The sequence below is a fragment of the Serratia sp. DD3 genome (genome assembly GCF_000496755.2).
Map to the genome: position 1 here is coordinate 177333 of NZ_AYKS02000033.1, position 20750 is coordinate 198082.

Below are 20750 nucleotides of genomic sequence, written 5' to 3' on the forward strand. Positions count from 1 at the left end.
CCGTCGTACAGCAAAATACGTACAACTTGTGTAAATACCTATGCATATAGGTTACTTTTTCGCACGGAGTCATAGACTCGTCACCAATTAAGTTGTAGCACCATTGGCTACAGGTAGTGGCCTCTTCCCTGAGGCTCACTCTGCAGACCTGTAAAAGCGCTGTTACTGCAACTTCATTGAACCTGGGGCTACATCATGATCAACGCCACGCTTTAAAACGGTTGATCAGGCCATTGGTGGAACTATCGTGGCTGACAACCGCTTCGTTCCCGGCCAGTTCAGGCAGAATACGATTAGCCAGTTGTTTACCCAACTCCACACCCCATTGGTCAAAGGTAAAGATGTTGAGGATGATGCCTTGGGTGAAGATCTTGTGCTCATATAAAGCAATCAGACTACCCAGGCTGAATGGCGTGATCTCACGCAGCAGCAGGGAGTTGGTGGGGCGATTACCTTCAAAGACCTTGAATGGTGCAACATGCTTGACCTCTTCCGGCGTTTTACCCTGAGCGGCAAATTCTGCCTCAACCACTTCCAGAGACTTACCAAACGCCAGTGCTTCGGTTTGAGCAAAGAAGTTAGACAACAATTTAGCGTGGTGATCACTTAATGGATTATGGCTGATGGCCGGAGCGATAAAGTCACAAGGAACCAGTTTGGTGCCCTGATGGATCAACTGGTAGAAAGCATGCTGACCATTGGTGCCAGGCTCACCCCAAATAATCGGGCCAGTCTGGTAGCTGACCGGGTTACCGTTACGGTCAACATATTTGCCGTTCGACTCCATATTACCCTGTTGGAAATAGGCCGCAAAACGGTGCATATACTGGTCATAAGGCAGGATCGCTTCGGTTTCCGCACCAAAGAAGTTGTTGTACCAGATACCAATCAGTGCCAACAACACCGGCAGATTTGTCTCTGCGGGGGTTTGGGCAAAGTGTTGGTCCATTTCATGGGCACCCGTCAACAACTGTTCAAAATGGTCAAAACCCAGAGATAACGCGATAGGTAAACCGATCGCTGACCATAGAGAATAACGTCCGCCGACCCAGTCCCAAAATTCGAACATGTTATTGGTATCAATGCCAAACTCTGCGACCGCTTTACCGTTGGTGGACAGCGCCGCAAAGTGTTTAGCCACATGCTGCTGATCACCGGCACTATTCAGGAACCAGTCACGCGCACTATGGGCGTTGGTCATGGTTTCCTGGGTGGTGAAGGTTTTTGACGCCACCAGGAACAGCGTGGTTGCCGGGTCAAGGTGTTTAAGTGTTTCGGCAATATGGGTGCCATCCACATTGGAAACAAAATGCATATTCAGATGGTTTTTATACGGACGCAGCGCCTCCGTGACCATATAAGGGCCAAGGTCCGACCCACCAATACCGATGTTAACCACATCAGTTATCGGCTTACCGGTATAACCTTTCCAGTCACCGCCAATCACCCGCGCACAAAACTGCTTCATTTTGGCCAGCACCGCATTCACTTCTGGCATCACATCTTTGCCATCCACCAGAATTGGGGTATTGCTACGGTTGCGCAAGGCAATGTGCAACACGGCACGATTCTCGGTACGGTTGATTTTCTCACCCGCAAACATCGACTTGATCGCCCCTTGCAGGTCAGTTTCTTGCGCCAGTGCCTGCAGTTTTTCCAAGGTTTCGGCGGTGATGCGGTTCTTCGAGTAATCCACCAGCATCTGGTCCTTGAAGGTGGCAGAGAACTTGGCGAAACGCTCACTATCCTGAGCAAACAGGTCGCAGATCTGAACATCTTTCATTTGTTCAAAATGTTGCTGCAGGGCTTGCCAGGCAGCGGTTTGACTAGGATTGATATTTTTCATGGCAACGCTCTTATGCTTGAGAATAAATAGGAAATTATTGACCGATTGTAGCCTGTTCCCAAGGGATTATGATCTCTTTTCTTGCGATCAATGCCACTCTCCATTCCCCATGACTAACGTTTTTACCTTTCTGCAACATTCCTTGATATATGAACTAACCGGAACCAAAGCATTACTGGTTCAACTGTAGGGTTTGGGTTCTTTGGCGTTGCCACATCAAGCATTGAAGGACCAAGCTATCTGAAGGGACATTTGGCTGATCCGAGTATTATTCCCGGTGAAGGCTTTGGCCTTGAGGCATCGATTGTCGCGGCAACAATCTATCTGGCAGTTGGCATTTATTTGCTTTTTATGACAGAGAAATAATATATTGCTGACCTCTTGGCAGCTCACCCTGAGGAGACAAATTTTGGACTCAGATCTTCTAAAAATAATTCTGCCTGCAACAACGACTATTCTTACGCCGTTGATTATTTACATAATCTCAAGGTTTTCGAATCGCGAGAAAGACAAGATGAGCGCCTTCATCAGCCGTGCCGATTTTTTGAAAAAAATAATCGAGCTACAACAAAACTGTGAGGCTCTCGAAGAGACCATGGTGAAATCCATCATCCAGGCTGAGATCAATTTATTGTTCAGAGAAATTGATCCGGAGCTCCAAAGAATGGATGCAGAGTCGAATCTGATGGACGACGCCATCAATGCTTTTAAGCGAACACCTCGTTGGCGACGATTGATGTTTTTTTATAAACAAAATTCAGCCCTTGGCTGGGTCATAACGATAGTCCATAATTGCTTATTGCTGGTATTCCTTATGATTTTGACAGGGGGAACAGTCACCATGGACCCAGGCGAACAGTTTATTTTGATCGATTTGGTTGGCGTGGTGATGTTGATATTGAGCACCTTTCTTTTCCTGTTTTATATATTGCATTTTTTCTCCAGAAAGGTCTGGATTGCGACCTATATGAAAAACAACGAGCCCAGCGTTAATCAGGGTTCATAACATAAGTGCCGATAACTACAGCAGAAGAGATAACTGTCAACGCTGCTGTGGTTGTTTTTTATCTATTTCATAATTATTTTTATCAGGCTGCCTATCGTTACCGCCATTACTTTATGGGCAGTAATTTATATGTTTTTTATTGGTTCTCTATGTTGCCAGACAAAGAACTTTTAATGGCTATGTTAATTTAATTTTTATACTGTGATTTTTTAATAAACAGTTTAATGAGAAAATACACTTCAGGTTAAAACAGCGCTCACTATAAAAATGGCCGTGATGCAGATTGATTAATAATGGTAAATAGTGAGATACCAGCCGATGATTTTATCGTGATTAAGTCATCTTCGGTATGCTTCATTCGGTTGAACAGGGCCGTTACCGGCCCGGCTCGATTTTAAACACAAAATAGCAGTCAACCAGGTTGCCTCTACCCGTTGACAACAGCGCATAAACCCGTTATTCCTAATAGCCTACTTGCGCACCCGGTGTGCAAGCCAGAAGAGGCGCGTCGCCCAGGTAAAGTGTCTGAGGAGCCATCATCCGATGACGGCACTGGAGGGGGAGCGACGCCGAGGCGTGATGATATCCAGGTTTATCGGGTATAACGGCAACCATCACGTCGGCTACAGGGGCTGAATCCCCTGAGTTGTCACCGTGGGCCACCTTAATCAAGTGGTCAGCAAGGTGGAGCGCTTCTGGGTGTATCGTAGTTTTTACCTCTACGCCTGCTCCCTGTTTACCGCTCTTACCTTGTGCCAAGGCTATGGAAATAAGTTGCCAGCAATACCCATTCAGGAACCTGGGTATGAAATGGCATCCCTGACACGAGGTTTTAAATGAATCAACCTGTTTCGCAAAATGCAACTGTCGTAGCAAAATTCGGCGGTACCAGTGTGGCTGATTTCGACGCCATGAATCGCAGTGCCGACCTGGTATTGGCCAATCCTGATGTTCGTTTGGTGGTGCTTTCCGCCTCGGCTGGAATTACCAATCTGCTGGTAGCACTGGCGGAAGGCTGTGACACCGAAAAGCGTACCGGCAAACTCGATGAAATCCGCCGTATTCAGTACGCCATTCTTGAGCGTCTCGAAAACCCAGCGGTGATCCGCAGTGAAATTGATAACATGCTGGAAAACATCACCATGCTGTCAGAAGCCGCTGCGCTGGCAACCTCCCCGGCACTGACCGATGAATTGGTCAGTCACGGCGAATTGATGTCTACCCTGTTATTTGTTGAAATTCTGCGCAACCGCAAGGCCCAGGCTGAATGGTTTGATGTACGTAAAGTCATGCGTACCGATGACAATTTTGGTCGCGCGGCTCCCGATAGCACTGCACTGACCGAATTGGTACAAACCCAGTTAAGACCGCGTCTGCAACAAGCACTGGTAATCACCCAAGGTTTTATCGGCAGCGAAGCCAAAGGCCGAACCACTACCTTAGGCCGTGGCGGCAGTGACTACACGGCAGCCTTGTTGGGTGAAGCATTAAATGTTGCTCGGGTGGATATCTGGACCGATGTCCCCGGCATCTACACCACGGACCCTCGTGTGGTCCCCGCAGCCAAACGCATCGATAAAATCACCTTTGAAGAAGCGGCGGAAATGGCCACCTTCGGGGCAAAAATATTACATCCAGCGACTTTGCTCCCTGCGGTACGCAGCGATATTCCGGTATTTGTCGGCTCAAGCAAAGATCCCGCCGCCGGTGGTACTCTGGTCTGTAATACCACGGAAAACCCGCCGCTGTTTCGTGCGTTGGCATTACGCCGTAAGCAGACGCTACTGACACTCCACAGTCTGAATATGTTGCACGCCCGTGGGTTCCTGGCGGAGGTGTTCAATATTCTGGCCCGTCACAAAATCTCGGTCGACCTGATCACCACCTCTGAGGTGAGTGTGGCTTTAACCATGGATACCACCGGTTCCACCACCACCGGCGGCAGCCTGTTGACCACCTCTTTGCTCACTGAGCTTTCCTCGCTGTGCCGGGTGGAAGTCGAAGAGGATCTGGCACTGGTTGCCTTGATCGGCAACAAGCTTTCCCAAGCCTGTGGCGTGGGTAAAGAGGTATTCGGTGTACTGGAGCCGTTCAATATCCGTATGATCTGCTATGGTGCCAGCAGCTTTAACCTCTGTTTCCTGGTACCGGGTAACGATGCTGAACAGGTGGTCCGCACGCTGCATCATAATTTATTCGAGTAACAAACTAAGGATTTATTCGAGTAACAAACTAAGGGTTGATACCCGGTCTTATAGTCTCACTCATTCGAGTGGCAGGAAAACGCAGGGCATTTAGCCAGCGCTTCCTGCTACTTGAAGAGCGCGATACGCTGCCCCTTGCAGCTAGAAAGGCGATAGGTATATACCCTTCTTACTTCAAACTGCTTGGGTGTTAGCTGCGCTCTGTCACCCTAGTCACATAGTGGGCTATGCTCCTAGGGCTTCCATCGCTGGCTGCCTTCAAGCAATTCGAAGTATTTTGCGTATAGGCTGTTAATCCCTCGCTGAATATTAAGGACAATCCCAACCATGCTAACCAAGATCACTCGCCTATTCCCACTCTGGGCGGTACTGCTTTCGATTGCCGCCTACTACTCCCCGACAACCTTTACCGGTATCAGCCCCTATATCAGCCCGTTGCTGATGTTGATCATGTTTGCCATGGGGGTCACTTTGCGTCTGGACGATTTCAAACGTGTACTCTCTCGCCCTGGCCCGGTGGCGGCAGGGATCTTCCTGCACTATCTGATTATGCCGCTAGCCGCCTGGCTGCTGGCCATGCTGTTCCAGATGCCGCCAGACCTCTCTGCGGGCATGGTGCTGGTGGGTAGTGTCGCCAGTGGCACCGCCTCCAATGTGATGATCTATCTGTCCAAAGGTGATGTTGCCCTTTCTGTCACCATTTCGGCAGTGTCCACCCTGGTGGGTGTCTTTGCCACCCCATTGCTGACACGCTTGTATGTGGATGCCGCCATCACTGTCGATATTATGGGAATGCTGTTGAGTATCCTGCAAATTGTGGTGATCCCAATCGGATTGGGGCTGATTATTCACCATACTTGCGGCAAGATCGTCAAACGTGTTGAACCCTACCTCCCGGCTTTATCGATGGTCTGCATTGTGGCTATCATCAGCGCCGTTGTAGCGGGTAGCCAAAGCCATATCGCTTCTGTAGGGATGGTGGTGATTATCGCGGTGATCCTGCATAACGGCATCGGGCTATTGAGTGGTTATTGGGGTGGGAAATTGTTCGGATTCGACGAATCTACCTGCCGCACACTGGCCATTGAAGTGGGAATGCAAAACTCCGGCTTGGCGGCAACGCTGGGCAAGATATATTTCTCCCCACTGGCAGCACTGCCTGGCGCTCTCTTCTCGGTATGGCACAATCTTTCCGGTTCACTGCTGGCTGGCTACTGGTCAGGTCGCCCCATCAAGAAGAAAGATTAGTCATTCGGTAACCTCAGGCTGCCGCAGTCAGCAGCAGCCTTAACCCATCTGGCCGTCAGGCAACCAGCAACCGCGTAAAAACTGTGCAGAATCAATGAACGTCAGAGCGTTGATGTTATCCTCAGCGGTGCCCCTGTTCTGGAGAAAGCACATCCATGGAACATCCTGATTTTGATGTCATTATCGTTGGTGGTGGCATTGCTGGTTGCACCACCGCCCTGTGGCTGGCCCGCGCAGGCATTAATACCCTGTTGCTGGAACGTGGCACTCAAGCTGGCAGTAAAAACGTCAGCGGTGGCCGTTTGTATACCTATGCGTTAGCGCAGATGCTACCTGACTTTATTGCCACTGCACCATTAGAACGCTGCATCACCCAAGAAAAACTGTCCCTGCTGAATGGGGATAGCGCAGTAACGCTGGATTATCACCATAATTTACCTTGTTCTTACAGTGTATTACGCGCCCGCTTTGACCCTTGGTTGATGGCGCAAGCACAAGCGGCAGGCGCACAATGCCTGACCGGTACCCTGGTTGATCAACTGATTATGCAACAAAGCCAGGTGGTGGGCGTGATGGCCGCAGGTGAGGCACTTTATGCCAATACGGTGATCCTGGCGGAAGGGGCCAATACCCTACTCAGTGAACAGGCAGGGCTACAAGCCAAACCCGCCACCAGCACCCTAGCTATTGGGGTGAAAGAGGTACGGGCATTACCCCGTGCCCAGTTGGAAGAACGGTTTACGCTGGAAGATGACCAAGGTTGTGCCTGGTTATTCGCCGGGCAGCCGACGCAGGGCAAAGTGGGTGGCGGCTTTCTGTATACCAACCGCGACACGCTCTCTCTGGGGGTGGTATGTAATCTGTCCAGCCTGAGTAACAGCCGTATCGCTTTGCCGCACATGCTGCAGCAGTTCAAACAACACCCAGTAATACGCCCCTTGCTGAAAAATAGCGAACTATGCGAATACAGTGCTCACCTGATCCCCGAAGGGGGCCTGGACAGCATCCCGCCCCTGTGTGGCCCAGGCTATCTGGTGGTGGGTGATGCCGCACGCTTATGTATCAACACCGGTCATACTGTGCGTGGTATGGATCTGGCTATGCTATCAGCACAAGCCGCCGCAGAGACATTGATTGCCCACCAAGCCCTCCAGCATTACCCGCAGCGGTTACAGCAAAGTGCGCTTTGGGCATTAATTCGGCAATATCGCCGCCTGCCGGAACTGATGCTACGCTCCCCCCACTGGTTCAACCGCTATCCTCAGTTGGCTGCCGATGTGCTGCAAGAGATGTTTCAAGTCAATGGCCATGCCCCGACACCGTTGCACAAGTTATTGTGGCGTCATGCTCGCCGTATCGGCCTGAGGCAATTACTGAAAGATACCGTTAATGGGATGCGTAGTTTATGAATAAACCTGACTTAAGCCATAACTACTATCACCATAACTACAATCAAGTAGATAATGCAAATCCGCATATTGTTCTGGCGGATGCGCAACAGGGTGATATCTTGCGGCAGTTAGTGATCGCCTGCCCGGCTGGGTTGTACCAGCTCCAAGCGGACGGTAGCTTGTATTTCGACGTGCAGGGTTGCCTAGAGTGTGGAACCTGCCGCCTGCTGGGGGGTGCAGAGACCTTCGCCCATTGGCGCTATCCAACTGACGGTAAAGGCATCGAGTTCCGCTTCGGTTAAAGCTGCTTAGCCAATTCCTCCAACACCGCATTCATGTCGGCAACAATCCCCACATCAGCTTGGGCGAAAATCGCCGCCTGCGGATCCTGATTAATCGCCACGATCAACTTGCTGTGGCGAATGCCCATGGCAAATGCCGGTGCACCGGATACCCCTGCGGCAATGCAGACTTCTGGGGCGATAATGGCACCCGACATACCCAGCAATCGATCCATTTCGCACCAGGCATTCATCACCACCGGTCGGCTAGCCGCCAATTCAGCCCCCAAACGCGTCGCCAACTGCTGTAAATAAAGCACATTCTGAGCATTACCCACCCCCTCGCCGATCGCCAGGACATAACGAGCCTGGCTAAGCGGTGAAACTTCCGGAGCTGGGGAATCACTGGATGCCAATAGCCATGATGCATCACAGATGCCCGTAGGATGAAACTGTTCAGCCAATATTGGGGCTGGCACGCTCCCGATACTGACGTTAGCACCACGAGCCACGCTCAGGCACCAGGGTTGCTGCATCATCGCCAATTCAGCAGCAAGATGGTTGTTATAAACCGCTTTCATTACCCGACATTCAGTGTCAGTAATTTGTGCTTGCTCGATATTGCCACATGCCGCCCCCGTGGTTCGGTAAGCCAAGCGGGTTGCCAGTTCCTCCCCCTCATCACCGGCAAACAGCAATAATTGGGCGGTGAACGCCTGTTGCATCTGTTCCAGCACCATTAAACGTGCTTCCACCTGTCGCGGTGCCATGATCCAACGCACCTCTGTCACCTCCCCTGTCAGGCACGGTAAACTCTGTGGTGCCGTATGGCTAAATAACCACAATGCTACGGGTGAGGAGGACAGTTCGCTCAATTGCAGAAACTGATTGATTTGCGCCGCTTGCTGATAAAAATCAGGCGCGTCTGCATCTAACAGGATGGCGATTTTAATCATAATGACCACCGGTCAGTGAGATACTCCTGGCACAAGCGTTGTACCTTCTGCGCAACACTATCCCCCTCAATCACCACCCCGGCACGCCGATGTTCTATCGGTGTTAAACGGCATAGCTGCACATGACTTGTTGGTAATGCGGTTATCCCCAGTTCGCCTGGTGTTAAGCGACAAACCTGCCGTTTAGCCGCCGCCAGCTTCTGCTTCAGTGTCGGCACACGTAATGCGCTGGCCTGCTGCGCATTACCGACCACCAACACCATCGGTGGCATCACCGTCATCACTTCCATGCCATAGGCGGTTTGCCGGGTAACCTGTAACGCGCCAGCCTCAGTTGCCGGAGCCAAATGACAAACACCAGTGATACAAGGCCAGTTGAGGTGCTCAGCCAATAACAGCGGCGTTTGGCCATTTTGGCCTTCTATGCTTTGCTTCCCCATGACAATCACCGACTGCGTAGCAATCTGTTGCTGATAAGCGGCAATCAGTGCCGCCACCGCCATGGAATTGAAGCGTAGATCCCACTCTGCCGGGGGAGTAATACGTACAGCTTGCTGATATTCCAGCGCCAACAGTTGTTTCAGCACCGGGTCGACGGTGGCGTCGGCTATCGTCAAGACGCTCAAATTGAGCTCCATTACGTCACGCAGCATCAATACCATTTCGGCAGCACATTCGTCATAACCACTCAACAGCCGCCGGATAAAACGCGTGTCGATCTGTAACTGTTCATCAGGCAGCCAGTCATGAGGGGGCAACATGCCAAGGTCAGGGGCAATATTAATTGCCAACAGCAGGTTCATCCGCTTCTCCTGTTGTTCAGTGAGCATTTAACGTTTTGACCGAAGAGGCTCCTACCAAGGTCATATCTTTGGTTTCCGGTGCCCACAATATTGATACCACCGCCCCGAGTACCAATATCCCGGTTAGGATCAACATGGTCCCCTGTAACCCTAATGAGAGCATCGACATCGGCAACAACGCGGTGCCAATCGCTGAGCCAAGGCGACTCATTGAGGTAGCAAAACCGACGCCCAGTGAACGGATATCCGTCGGGAAGCTTTCTGCCGGGAACACGCCAACCAGGTTACTGACGGCCGAAATGGTCAAGGTAAACAAAGCAAACAGCAGTAACATGGCACTCTGCCCCTGCGGCATAAACGCCAATACCCCGAGGCTCAATGCCAGGAGCCAAAACGAACCAATCAGGAAGCGGCGACGTGGTAGCCATTGGGTGAGAGCGATCCCCAGCAATGCCCCCACCATTAGCAGACCATTCAGTAGCAGGTCGGTAGCGAAATTATGGCTCTGCCCTAACAGGGTGAGGATCGACGGTAAGAAGGTATAAATGGCAAAGTAAGGGATAACCAGGCAGACGAAGAACAGGCTGTTAAACGCCGTACGCCGCCAGTAGCGTGGCGAAAATAGCGTGTGGATATGGCGTGCCGTCTCTACTGGAATTTCATCATTCAGTATCACATGTGGGCCAAAACAGCGGAGCACCACTTGGTGGGCTTGCGTTATCCGCCCCTTGCGCATCAACCAGCGGGGGGATTCCGGTGTACCAATGCGTAACAGCATGATTAATAAAGCGGGAATCGCACTTGAGGCCAATAACCAACGCCAGGCATCTGGCCCCGGCTCAATCAAAAAATGGCTGACAAAGCCAGCAGCAACATAACCTAGCGTCCAGATCACACTAAATGACCCCAGCAAGATGCCGCGCTGTTTACGCGGAGCAAATTCCGCCAGCATGGTATGCCCCACGGCGTAATCCCCTCCCAGCCCCACCCCGACCAAGACTCGCAACCAGAACAGCTGTTCCGGCGTGGAGGCAAAAAACTGCATCACTGAAGCCAAGGTGATAATGACAAAGCTAAAGGTGAAAATCTTCTGGCGGCCAATATGATCAGAGATCCAGCCTAATATCAGGCTTCCCAGAAACAGACCTATCAGTGCCGAACTGCCAATCATACCTTCCCAAAACGGCGTTAAACCCATCTGCGGTTTAAGCTGGGCCAGCGCGAAGCCAATCACGCCCAGCACGTAGCCATCCGTAAGGTGAGCACCAAAAGTCAGCCCCGCTATTTTGCAATGAAAAGCGTTAAGCGGAATATCATCCATACGCACTTGTTGAGGTGGCCGTGGTGTCATCGTTCCCCCTATTCGAGCGCGAGAGGCCCGGCGAACCGGGCCCTAAAAGGATTTTTATTTTTCAATGGGATAGATAGTACCGGTATTCATAATACCATTAGGGTCGTACACCTCTTTCAGTGCCTTGAGGATGTAGTAAGCACTACCGTGTTCATCCTTGGTCCAGTGCACACGGTGTTTACCGATGCCATGGTGATGCACCATCGAACCGCCCAACTTGATAGTCTCTTCCACAATGATTTTATTCAGTGGATTATGGTACTTGTCGATCTCTTCTTCCGGCTTGCAGTCCACCACGTTGTAGTCATACACAAAGTACATATTGGTACCGTTGATATAACTGTGTGATGAGTGGCCCCCCAACATAGTGATATCGTCCGCATGCGGAAACTCTTCACGAATACGGCGGAGCACATTTTCATAAATAGTGTTAATGCTGCCCCAATCACCAGAGACCTCGGTGGTGAAGCCCATGTTATTGGTCTTCATGATCTGCACGCGTTCTGCAGCCACTTTATCCGGCCCCCAATTCAGGTTGTTAAACCAGGTTTCGATTAGCTTGCTGTCGACTTTTTTGCACTCAGGATAGCGTTTGACGATCTCTTCAATACCCGCCCCGGTGGCCTGCGCAATACCTTTTGCCCCTTCTGCCATAAAGATCAGAACACATTTGCCATCAGCAAAATGGGTAAAGTGCTGGGTACCATCTTCAGCGTCATACAGGCGAGCAATGGAAGGGCGATAACCTTCTACCATCACTTCACGTAATATATTGAAACCGGTCTGCATATTGTCGAGGACGTAACCGTAGAACAGGTTATTTTCTGGCATATATTTGAAGATTTTCACCGTGACTTCGGTGATAAAGCACAGCGCCCCTTCGTTACCGATAATCACATGGCGAATATCGGGCCCCGCCGCACGCCGTGGCACATTTTTAATCCGGGTAATGGTGCCATTCGGGAACACTGCTTCCAGCCCAACCACCATATCTTCAATTGCCCCATACAACGTGGAGAACTGACCAATACTGCGGGTCGCAACCAGCCCACCCATCTGAGCTAATGGCTTGGACTGTGGGGAGTGACCGGTGGTGTAACCCTGAGCTCGTAATTGATTTTCCAGCACTTCTAATGGAACACCACACTGCGCGGTGGCCTGCATATTACGGATATCAAGATTGATAACCTTATTCATCGCTGAGCCATCCAGCACTACCGTGTCTTTCACCACGGTTTCCAGCCCACCTTCGGTAGCCGAAGAACCGGTGCGAGGTATGCCGTTGATACCGTGTTTATTCATAAACGCCAGTACATCGGATACTTGCTGGGTATTGGCCAATTTAACCACGGCAGCAGGCAGTGGCTGGGTAAATACACCGTGAATATCGGCATATTTCCGGAAACGGTCCACGCTATTTTTCTGCAGTACCTTTTCATCCGTAATAACTCGATCCGGACCAACAATTTCTTTCAACTGGACAACAATTTCTTCGCGAGATAGAGACATAATTAACCCTTCCTAAATTAAGAATATAAACACCCAATTAAATAAGAACCACCCTTAAATTAACGTACCAAGTAACCACCATCGACAACCAATAAATGACCATTAACATAATCTGAAGCACGACTGGCTAAAAATACCATTGCCCCCATCAGGTCCTGCGTTTCCCCCCAACGATTGGCTGGAATATGATCAAGTACACGTTTATTGGTTTCAGGGTTTTTACGGGTTTCCGCTGTAATATCGGTTGCATAATATCCAGGTGCAATACCATTGACTTGAATATTATATTGACCTAATTCATCACAATAGGCCTTGGTGAAACCGGCTAGCGCATGTTTGGTCGCCGAATAGGCGGGTGACCACTGCCCCCCCAAGTAAGAGAACAGTGAGCAGATATTAATTATTTTCCCTTGTTTTCTTGGGATCATCACTTTTGCTGCTTCATAACTTAATTCAAATGCGGCAGTCAAGTTAATATCGATCATTGGATCCCAATCTTCACGGCCAAAATCCAATACTTTATTCAACTTACAGATACCTGCGTTATTTACCAGAATATCTACGGTGCCGAAGGTTTCCAGGCATTTGGCGATCACACGGGCAGGGGCACCTTTTTCCGTGATATCCACCTGCATGAACTCAACCTTAACACCTTGCTGTTCAATGAGTTCGCGGGTTTCGCCCTTATCCATGATAAAGCTGGGTATAAATAAATTGGCCCCGGCCTTGGCTAATGCCATGGCAAATGCCTGCCCCAAACCACTGTTGCCGCCAGTGACAATGGCGGTTTTACCTTTCAATGAAAAGAAATCTAATGAGAACTGATTTAAGGCGTTTAATGACATGATGTTGCCCCTTGGTCCGAAAAAAACGCAAAAAAAAGAGAAAAGCAAGCTCCCCTGCACTGGGCAGAGAAGTTACTTTTCTCATCGTCTCTAGTAACTGAGAAAAAATTAACACACCCTCTCACTATTATTCCGTGACACTAATCACAATTTCATTTTATTGCTAACATTACTTATATTAAGCAATAAGATACCTTGATTTTTTTGAGCGATGCGTCGATAAAAAAGCAAAAAAAATTAGATGAATAGATAATAGCCATGATCACATCCACTTCATCATAAACCTTGGCGGATAATGGGTATAACCACTGACTTTCATCAGATTAATCGGGTGGATTACTGAGCAGTAAGATTTAAATAAATTGGTCTCCTGTTGTTTTGTGATAATTCTCACAGATGAATGGAATGCCAATGTGCTATTTATGTCGGCAGTTACTGAAAGAGACGAAGAGAAAAGTAACTTCCTGCTTGGCGGGGAGCTTGCTTTTCTCTTTTTTTGTTTAATTCGATTTGCCCAGTGAATGTCAACATGCAGTATGAAGCGTATCAATGACAAAAATCAGGGTATATTGACGCGGAACTTTACGATGGAAAAATCTAATTCACACCGTTGGTTAACGCTGGCAATAATAAGTATCAGCGGTGGCGTAAGTTTCGGTCTGGCCTACTTGCGTTATATTTATCAAATCCCCATGGCTAAATTTATGGGGTTCTCCAGTAACGAAATGGGTCTCATCATGAGTACCTTTGGTATCACCGCGATTATTCTCTATGCCTCCAGCGGGGTGATTGCCGATAAATTCTCCCATCGAAAAATGATGACCTTTACCTGTTATGCCTCACGCGGGTTGTACTTTGCCTGTATCGGCGAGGCCAGAACACCGAAATACATTGTCGGTACCACCGTGGGTATCTGCTCGGTTATCGGCTTCCTGCCCGATGTGTTTGTTTACCCGGTCATCGGTCATTGGCAAGACACGCTGCCTGCCGCGGAGGCCTATCACAATATGTGGTTGATGGGATTGAGTACCACCTGTCTGGTGGTGGTGTTTACCTTCCTGCTGTTTAACAACATTAAGCGCGTCGATAACAAAAATACCGTGGAACAACCCGTGACCGAGTCGTTTTATCTATACCGGTCACCACAAGTTGCAGGCAGTCAGCCACCCCGTGATCCCCACAATGGGTGATTCACGCAGCTAACTCCTAACTTCATGCATCAAAGAATATCAAGGAGTTGTAACATGAAAAGCCAGTACCTAATGGGTGTAGACGTAGGCACCCAGAGTGCGAAAGTGGTTATTTTTGATCTGGATGGCAATGTCATCTGTGAAGGAAAGCAGCAACTACGCAAAATGGATATCCCCGCTCCCCTGTTAGCGGAGCACCCAGATGACGACTTGTGGGACTCGCTCAAGGTGGCATTCCGCCGCGCCATGCAGCGTTTTGGGGAACGGGGCGGCAAGCTGCAAGATATTCTGGCGATGGGGATCTGTATCGTCCGCTGTTGCCGCGTATTGCTGAAAGAAAACGGTGAATTGGCCTATCCGGTGATTAACTGGATGGATAAGCGCCTGAACAAACCTTATGAATATATTGATGCTTATCAGGGCGTGCGCTATGTGACCACCACTTCGGGTTATATTACCCATCGCCTGACCGGGGAGTTCAAAGATACCTGTGCCAACTACATTGGTTGGTGGCCGATGGATAACGATACGCTGGACTGGAGCACCGACCCTGCCGTCTGGCAAAGCTGTAATCTGGCCCGTGACCAGGTGCTGGATGTCGTGAAGCCCGGTGAAGTACTCGGTTATGTTACGGAACAAGTAGCACAACAGCTGGGTATCCCTGCGGGTATTCCGGTGGTTGCTACCGCCCATGATAAAGCGGTCGAAGCGCTTGGTGCCGGATCATTGGAGGAAGGGGTCGCGCTGATCTCCCTGGGTACCTATGTTGGTGCCATGGTACACGGCCACGCCAACGTGAAAGACGCACAGAACTTCTGGCCGTTCCAGGCATCAATCCCTGGCCGTTATCTGTATGAGTGTATGGGTGTACGGCGTGGCATGTGGACCATCAGTTGGTTCCGCGATCAGTTTGGCGCCGCCGCTCTGTCGGATGCTCATGATGCCGGGACCAGTATTGAGGAGTTGTTAAACCACGAAGCAGAACGGGTTCCCGCTGGTTGTGAAGGCTTAATCACCGTACATGACTGGGCTCCACCATCAGAAGCGGAATTCCGCAAAGGTGCCATGATTGGTTTTGATGGCCGTCATACCCGCGCCCATATGTACCGTTCCATGCTGGAAGGTATTGCCTTTACCATGAAAAATCATATGGATAAGATGGCACAAGAACTGAAAATACCATTCAAACGCCTGATTATTTCTGGCGGTGGTGCCAACAGTGATCTGTTTATGCAGATTTTTGCCGATGTGTTTGGCGTTCCCACCTGCCGGAATATCATGAAAGGGTCAGCCGCTGTGGGTTGCGCTATCAACGCCGGGATGGCGGTAAATGTGTTCGATGACTATCAACAAGCGGCCGAGAAATTGGTACGCATGGGGGACAGCTTTGAACCGAACAGGGATAACCACCAATTCTACAATCAGTTGAACCAGCAGGTATATCAGCAAGTGAACAAACATCTGGATCCCTTGCTACAGGCACTGAGTCCATTAGTGGATTAACAACTGAAATGAGGCTCATGGATGAGCCGTACAGCTCTTACGAGCTGCATAATAATGAACAGGGAAACGCCCATTATCAATAACACCTTACTTCCGTTATTTGAACTGCCCCTTTCACGGCAAATTTTTTCCATCATTAACGTCAACTCTATGGGGCCTTCGCCAGACGTCGCGCGGCCTCTACGACGGAAGCTCTCCGCCTGGCCTGTTCTTCCTTACTATCGGGCCCCGTTAACATACGCGCTACTTGTGGAACAGCAGACCACCATCCGGCCAGGGCTAACACCAAAAAAGCAAGATGATCAGCCTCAATGGCTTGGGTAACTCTTCCCGCACACTGCCCATCGGCCACAGCCTGAATCTTGTATCTGTAGTATTCACGTCGTTGTTCTTCGTCCGGCACCTCAGCATTGAAGGTCAAACCTTCCCAGCGCATGAGTCGACTCAGTTCCGGGTTCTCAAGGTGATAATCGTAGGCACGGCCAGCGTAATCGCCAATATCTTCGACCGCAAAGGACGTAATGGGCAACACCAATGCCACCTTAGCCAACTCACTACGTAACACGGCTGAGAACAGCGCCCGCTTGTCGCCAAAGTAATTATAAACACGCTCCTTGTTGACACCGGCCAACTTGGCAACCCGCTCAAGGGTGGTGCCATCGGGCCCGAGTCGGGCGAATTCGGTCATCGCCGCATCCAGAATTTTGCGTTTCGTCCCTTCGGTATCCCAAGCCATTTTTCTACTCTCTCATTTATGGGTTGTTGTTATCGCGTAATCATACTATATTAAATTCCAACTTAAACGTTGGAGTTGTAGTTTTACCTTATAATCGGAGTCTGAATTATGAAAAACACCATCGTCATCTGTGGCTATGGCCCAGGAATTTCCCAAGCAGTCGCTCGCCGTTTTGGTAAGGCGGGTCATCCCGTTGCCCTGATTGCGCGCAATGTTCAGCGTCTCACTGAGGCGGTAACGGAATTGAACGCCGAAGGTATCCAGGTTCAGGCTTTCCCGGCCGATCTGAGCGATGTTAAAGCGATTCGACATGTCTTTACGAACGTACATGGAATGATGGGACCTATAGGTATTCTGCACTGGAACGTCTTTCTCGATATCGAAGGTGACCTGCTCTCCACTCCCCCCGATGATCTGAGTAAGAGTTTCGATCTCCGCGTTGTTGGCTACATCACTGCGGTACAAGAGAGCAAGAACGACCTTATGGCATCAAAAGGTACCGTACTGGTGACCAGCGGCGTCATGGCACTTGATGACCCACAAATCAACGCATTCGCCGTCGATTATGCTGCGATTGCCATTGGCGTTGCTGCTCAACGTAAAACTACCCATATTTTGGCGCATACCTTCGCACCACATGGCATTCATGTCGGTGAGGTGATCGTCAACGGCTTCGTTGAGGGAACACCGGGCGCTATAGGTAAAAGTGATACCGTCGCACCGACAGACGTCGCTGACCAGTTCTGGGAACTACATACTACACGTCAGGTACATTCCGTCATCGTTGGGAAAGCCGTTCCCATAGAAGAAGCAGGGATCCATGGCTGAAAAAACGTAAGTCTCATGCTGGATCGATGCCACCGGACTTAAAGACAAAGAGGGGGTTAGATTCTGCGCGGCCATCAGGCAAAAGCGGAGCGCCAGATGGATGATTTGCACAGTTTTACGACAGAAATAACAGCAAACATCAAGCGGCCGGAGCAGCTTATGGAACGGGCCAGAAACGGCGAAACTCGGGAGTGTTTTTTTATCCAACAACACAGTACGGAGACAGCTATGCTGAAAAATAAAAATGCAGTGATAACCGGCGGCAGCGACGGCATTGGCCTGGGCATTGCCCGCGCCTTTGCGGCAAACGGGGCCAATGTATGCCTGATAGGCCGCACACAGGAAAAACTGGCAGGGGCGCAGGCATCTCTAGCGCACTATGGTGTGACGGTCACAACCATAGCCCACGACCTTGGCGTGCCTTCCAGCATGCAGTCCTTGGTCCGGCATATTACAGAGCAGCTTGGCACAGTGGATATTCTTGTCAACAATGCGGGCATAGGCAAATTTGTCCCCTTTGAGGCAACGGATGAAGCCCTGCTTGACAGGCACATCGACCTGAACATCAAAACTCCCTATCTGCTGACGCAGGCGCTGCTGTCTTTTATCGCGGCACAAAAGGGCAATGTGCTCAACATTTCCTCATATTTTGCCCAGCGGATGCTGCCTGGCAGAACAACAACCGCTTACTCCCTCACCAAAGGAGCGCTTAATTCCCTGACCCAGTCGCTGGCGTTTGAAGTGGGTAAACGGGGCGTGCGCGTCAACGCCATTGCCCCCGGCAGCGTGACTACCTCCCAACTGACAGACAACCTGGCCCTGCTGAGCGATGCCGAACAACAGCAGTTTGCGGACATGATACCCGTCCTTTACCCCCTGGGCGTGCTGGGCCATGTGGATGATGTGGGGGCTGCGGCAGTTTTTCTGGCTTCGGACAAGGCTAAATGGATCACCGGCACTGTCATGGCTGTTGACGGTGGCTTAACCACGAGCTGATAAGGAAAAAACATCATGGAAAGTAAAATGGCCCAATTAACTATGCCACTATCATGCCCCAGAAACTCACGAACCCGATGTAGAGCCCGCGTGCCCCTCAATGGTTTTATCCTGTTTATCGGTGCCAGCATCGGCCCGTTTATCGTGCCCTGGGTGCCCGATTTCGTCCCGGTATTGATGGGGCTTGCTGCGGCACTTTTACTGGCTACTGTCTGCGTTGCGAGCAGTGTATCGCTGGCTTTGTTCACGAGGAAACCATGAATTCTATCCATTCATCGATCTCTTCAGTCCTGACCACATGGTGGAACGCCCGCCGTTGGATCCTGGTGCTGCGCATCAGTCTTGGGTTTTCCGCTGCTCTGCCTGCATTCGTGTTGCAGGCGGCTGCCGGTGCGGTTGGAGATAACCCGATCGGCATCCCGGATACTCATCATCAAACCAGTCAGCGTTCAGTCACTCTGGATGGTCAGCCCGCAACCCTCAGCCGTTACGAGCGGCGCGATGGGCGCAATGCTTTCCTAGAGGGAGAACACTTTAGTACGGTGATCGCCACCGATGGCACACTTAAAGGTTTTGCCAACATCTCGCTCGACCTGGTGGGAAATCCTTTACCATCTCGTGAGCGCGCTGAGCAGATTGCGGCAGAGTTCCTGCGTAAGGCTACACCCGACTTGCTGACCAGCCTGAGGAGAGCATCTGTTACCCTTCATGATGAACCTATTCTCCTGTCACGCGCAGGCCATAACGAGACCGTTCAACTTACCGGTTTAAAATTCAAGGCACGCAGTCTGGCTGATGGGCGCTGGTTCTGGGTCATCGTCGGTAGCGATGAGAAACCGATGCTGTTCGAGCGCGATCTGGAATGGGCCACCCTACTCGCTCGCCGCAAAACGGAACAATGGCTGCATGACCGATGGATAAAGCTCCAGGATATCCCACAGGTCGATAAACCAAGCCGTTGGAGTCTACCATGGACTCATTAACTCAGATTGTTCTTGGCAGTAGTGTTGCTGCACTTGTTGTGCCCCCGAGTCATCGACGCCGGGCAATACTGGCGGGTGGAGTACTCGGTACCTTGCCCGATCTGGACGTGCTCTGGTTCAACGTCTTCGGCAGTGATGCGGTTACAGAAGTAACCTGGCACCGCGGCCCATCGCATTCACTTTTGGTGCTAACGGTGTTGGGATTATTGCTTTGGCGGTTACTCAAATCTCGCAGTAGCCTGATCCAGTCCTCCCCGTTGCAGTGGCTGTTGGCGATCTGGCTAGCCTTGATAACGCATCCGTTGCTGGACGCCTTTACCGTCTACGGCACTCAGCTGTTATGGCCCATGAAGATCCCACCCGTCATGTGGGCGACAATCTTCGTCATTGATCCGTTATATACCATGCCCTTGTTGATAGGGGTTGTTGCTACCTGCCGGCTTTCACCACACAAAACCGCGCAGCAAACGAGTGGCTCTGGCAGAGACAGAGCGGCACGCAATTGGTTGGTAGCAGGCTTGCTCGTGAGCTCGTCCTACCTGGTTTGGAGTGTTGCCGCCAAATCTCTGGTCGACCAAGTAGCATCGCAAAGTCTGGCCTTCCTGAACTTGCAGAATGCCCCGCGTTTTTCTACACCGCTTCCTTTCAACACGCTGGCTTGGCGGGTGATTGTGATGGTACCGAATGGTTACTGGTTCGGTGACCGGTCCCTTGTCGCGGATCGAGGAGCAATGCAATTTACTTATCACGCAAGCGACAACCAAGCGTTGTCGCAGTTGACCTCTGTACCATCGTTACAGCGTCTATTGTGGTTCACTCATGGGTTTGTTGGCGTTAACGTGCATCGCCGAGATAATGGCGAGCATCGGCTGATTCTTGCCGATCTGCGAATGGGGTTAGAGCCCGATTATTTTTTCCGCTATGACATTGCGGGCATAGATGAACGTGGTAGTTGGATTGCCGCCCCCGAAATAATCCAAATGTCTGAATCAGGCGACATCGTCAAGACACTAAGCTGGGTGTGGAAACGTATTTATACCCCTAACCAATGAAACTATAGGGCTATTGATTATG

Annotated in this window: 18 protein-coding genes and 1 riboswitch; of the genes, 11 read left to right on the forward strand and 7 right to left on the reverse strand. The window is 50.5% G+C overall.

The window, feature by feature from the left end; genetic code table 11:
* Positions 1 to 199: 199 nt before the first annotated feature.
* Entirely contained in the window at positions 200 to 1846 is a 1647-nt protein-coding gene (pgi, locus tag IO95_RS05735; RefSeq protein ID WP_023490213.1) for a glucose-6-phosphate isomerase, read from the reverse strand.
* 514 nt (positions 1847 to 2360) lie between these two features.
* Here pgi and IO95_RS05740 point away from each other — a divergent pair.
* The 5 genes from IO95_RS05740 to IO95_RS05765 all read left to right on the forward strand — a co-directional run bounded on the left by IO95_RS05740 (position 2361) and on the right by IO95_RS05765 (position 7997).
* Positions 2361 to 2852 carry a hypothetical protein gene (locus tag IO95_RS05740; protein WP_023490212.1) on the forward strand — a complete coding sequence of 164 codons (492 nt, stop codon included), beginning with the start codon at positions 2361 to 2363 and terminating at the stop codon, positions 2850 to 2852.
* A gap of 490 nt (positions 2853 to 3342) precedes the next feature.
* Positions 3343 to 3555, forward strand: a riboswitch (Lysine riboswitch).
* 133 nt (positions 3556 to 3688) lie between these two features.
* Positions 3689 to 5056, forward strand: coding sequence for a lysine-sensitive aspartokinase 3 (gene lysC, locus IO95_RS05750; RefSeq protein ID WP_023490211.1), 1368 nt, complete (start codon positions 3689 to 3691; stop codon positions 5054 to 5056).
* Positions 5057 to 5383: 327 nt separating this feature from the next.
* Complete coding sequence (gene panS / locus IO95_RS05755) at positions 5384 to 6304, forward strand: ketopantoate/pantoate/pantothenate transporter PanS (protein ID WP_023490210.1); 921 nt, start codon at positions 5384 to 5386, stop codon at positions 6302 to 6304.
* Between the two features lie 155 nt (positions 6305 to 6459).
* The gene (locus IO95_RS05760; protein WP_023490209.1) at positions 6460 to 7713 is read left to right on the forward strand and encodes an FAD-dependent oxidoreductase; all 1254 of its coding nucleotides are present in this window, start codon (positions 6460 to 6462) and stop codon (positions 7711 to 7713) included.
* Positions 7710 to 7997, forward strand: coding sequence for a ferredoxin-like protein (locus IO95_RS05765; protein WP_023490208.1), 288 nt, complete (start codon positions 7710 to 7712; stop codon positions 7995 to 7997). The genes IO95_RS05760 and IO95_RS05765 overlap by 4 nt, the downstream gene beginning before the upstream one ends.
* Here the strand turns inward: IO95_RS05765 and IO95_RS05770 are convergent.
* The 5 genes from IO95_RS05770 to IO95_RS05790 are packed head-to-tail and all read right to left on the reverse strand — an operon-like array spanning position 7994 to position 13440.
* Positions 7994 to 8932: an electron transfer flavoprotein subunit alpha/FixB family protein gene (locus tag IO95_RS05770; protein WP_023490207.1), complete on the reverse strand. Its 939-nt coding sequence runs from the start codon at positions 8930 to 8932 to the stop codon at positions 7994 to 7996. The two genes, IO95_RS05765 and IO95_RS05770, sit on opposite strands and share 4 nt — an antisense overlap.
* The gene (locus tag IO95_RS05775) at positions 8929 to 9735 is read right to left on the reverse strand and encodes a hypothetical protein (protein ID WP_023490206.1); all 807 of its coding nucleotides are present in this window, start codon (positions 9733 to 9735) and stop codon (positions 8929 to 8931) included. The genes IO95_RS05770 and IO95_RS05775 overlap by 4 nt, the downstream gene beginning before the upstream one ends.
* 16 nt (positions 9736 to 9751) lie before the next feature.
* Complete coding sequence (locus IO95_RS05780) at positions 9752 to 11086, reverse strand: MFS transporter (RefSeq protein WP_023490205.1); 1335 nt, start codon at positions 11084 to 11086, stop codon at positions 9752 to 9754.
* A gap of 54 nt (positions 11087 to 11140) precedes the next feature.
* Positions 11141 to 12595 carry an FAD-binding oxidoreductase gene (locus IO95_RS05785; RefSeq protein WP_023490204.1) on the reverse strand — a complete coding sequence of 485 codons (1455 nt, stop codon included), beginning with the start codon at positions 12593 to 12595 and terminating at the stop codon, positions 11141 to 11143.
* A 59-nt stretch (positions 12596 to 12654) separates the two neighbouring features.
* The gene (locus IO95_RS05790; RefSeq protein ID WP_023492864.1) at positions 12655 to 13440 is read right to left on the reverse strand and encodes an SDR family oxidoreductase; all 786 of its coding nucleotides are present in this window, start codon (positions 13438 to 13440) and stop codon (positions 12655 to 12657) included.
* Positions 13441 to 14027: 587 nt separating this feature from the next.
* Here IO95_RS05790 and IO95_RS05795 point away from each other — a divergent pair.
* Both IO95_RS05795 and IO95_RS05800 read left to right on the forward strand, forming a co-directional pair.
* Complete coding sequence (locus tag IO95_RS05795) at positions 14028 to 14630, forward strand: MFS transporter (protein ID WP_023490341.1); 603 nt, start codon at positions 14028 to 14030, stop codon at positions 14628 to 14630.
* 54 nt (positions 14631 to 14684) lie between these two features.
* On the forward strand, positions 14685 to 16133 hold the full coding sequence (locus IO95_RS05800; protein WP_023490340.1) for an FGGY-family carbohydrate kinase: 1449 nt from the start codon (positions 14685 to 14687) through the stop codon (positions 16131 to 16133).
* A gap of 148 nt (positions 16134 to 16281) precedes the next feature.
* Here the strand turns inward: IO95_RS05800 and IO95_RS05805 are convergent, their stop codons facing one another.
* Positions 16282 to 16869: a TetR family transcriptional regulator gene (locus IO95_RS05805; RefSeq protein ID WP_023490339.1), complete on the reverse strand. Its 588-nt coding sequence runs from the start codon at positions 16867 to 16869 to the stop codon at positions 16282 to 16284.
* A gap of 108 nt (positions 16870 to 16977) precedes the next feature.
* On the opposite strand from IO95_RS05805, the gene IO95_RS05810 reads away from it, so the two are divergent.
* The 4 genes from IO95_RS05810 (at position 16978) to IO95_RS05825 (ending at position 20728) form a co-directional block, all read left to right on the forward strand.
* Entirely contained in the window at positions 16978 to 17697 is a 720-nt protein-coding gene (locus IO95_RS05810) for an SDR family NAD(P)-dependent oxidoreductase (RefSeq protein ID WP_023490338.1), read from the forward strand.
* 96 nt (positions 17698 to 17793) lie between these two features.
* Positions 17794 to 18693 (forward strand): SDR family NAD(P)-dependent oxidoreductase, encoded by a 900-nt coding sequence (locus IO95_RS05815; RefSeq protein WP_023490337.1) that lies wholly within the window; start codon positions 17794 to 17796, stop codon positions 18691 to 18693.
* A gap of 257 nt (positions 18694 to 18950) precedes the next feature.
* Positions 18951 to 19676: a hypothetical protein gene (locus tag IO95_RS25780; protein WP_023490335.1), complete on the forward strand. Its 726-nt coding sequence runs from the start codon at positions 18951 to 18953 to the stop codon at positions 19674 to 19676.
* Entirely contained in the window at positions 19664 to 20728 is a 1065-nt protein-coding gene (locus IO95_RS05825; protein WP_023490334.1) for a metal-dependent hydrolase, read from the forward strand. Before IO95_RS25780 ends, IO95_RS05825 begins: the two co-directional genes overlap by 13 nt.
* Positions 20729 to 20750 lie beyond the last annotated feature (22 nt).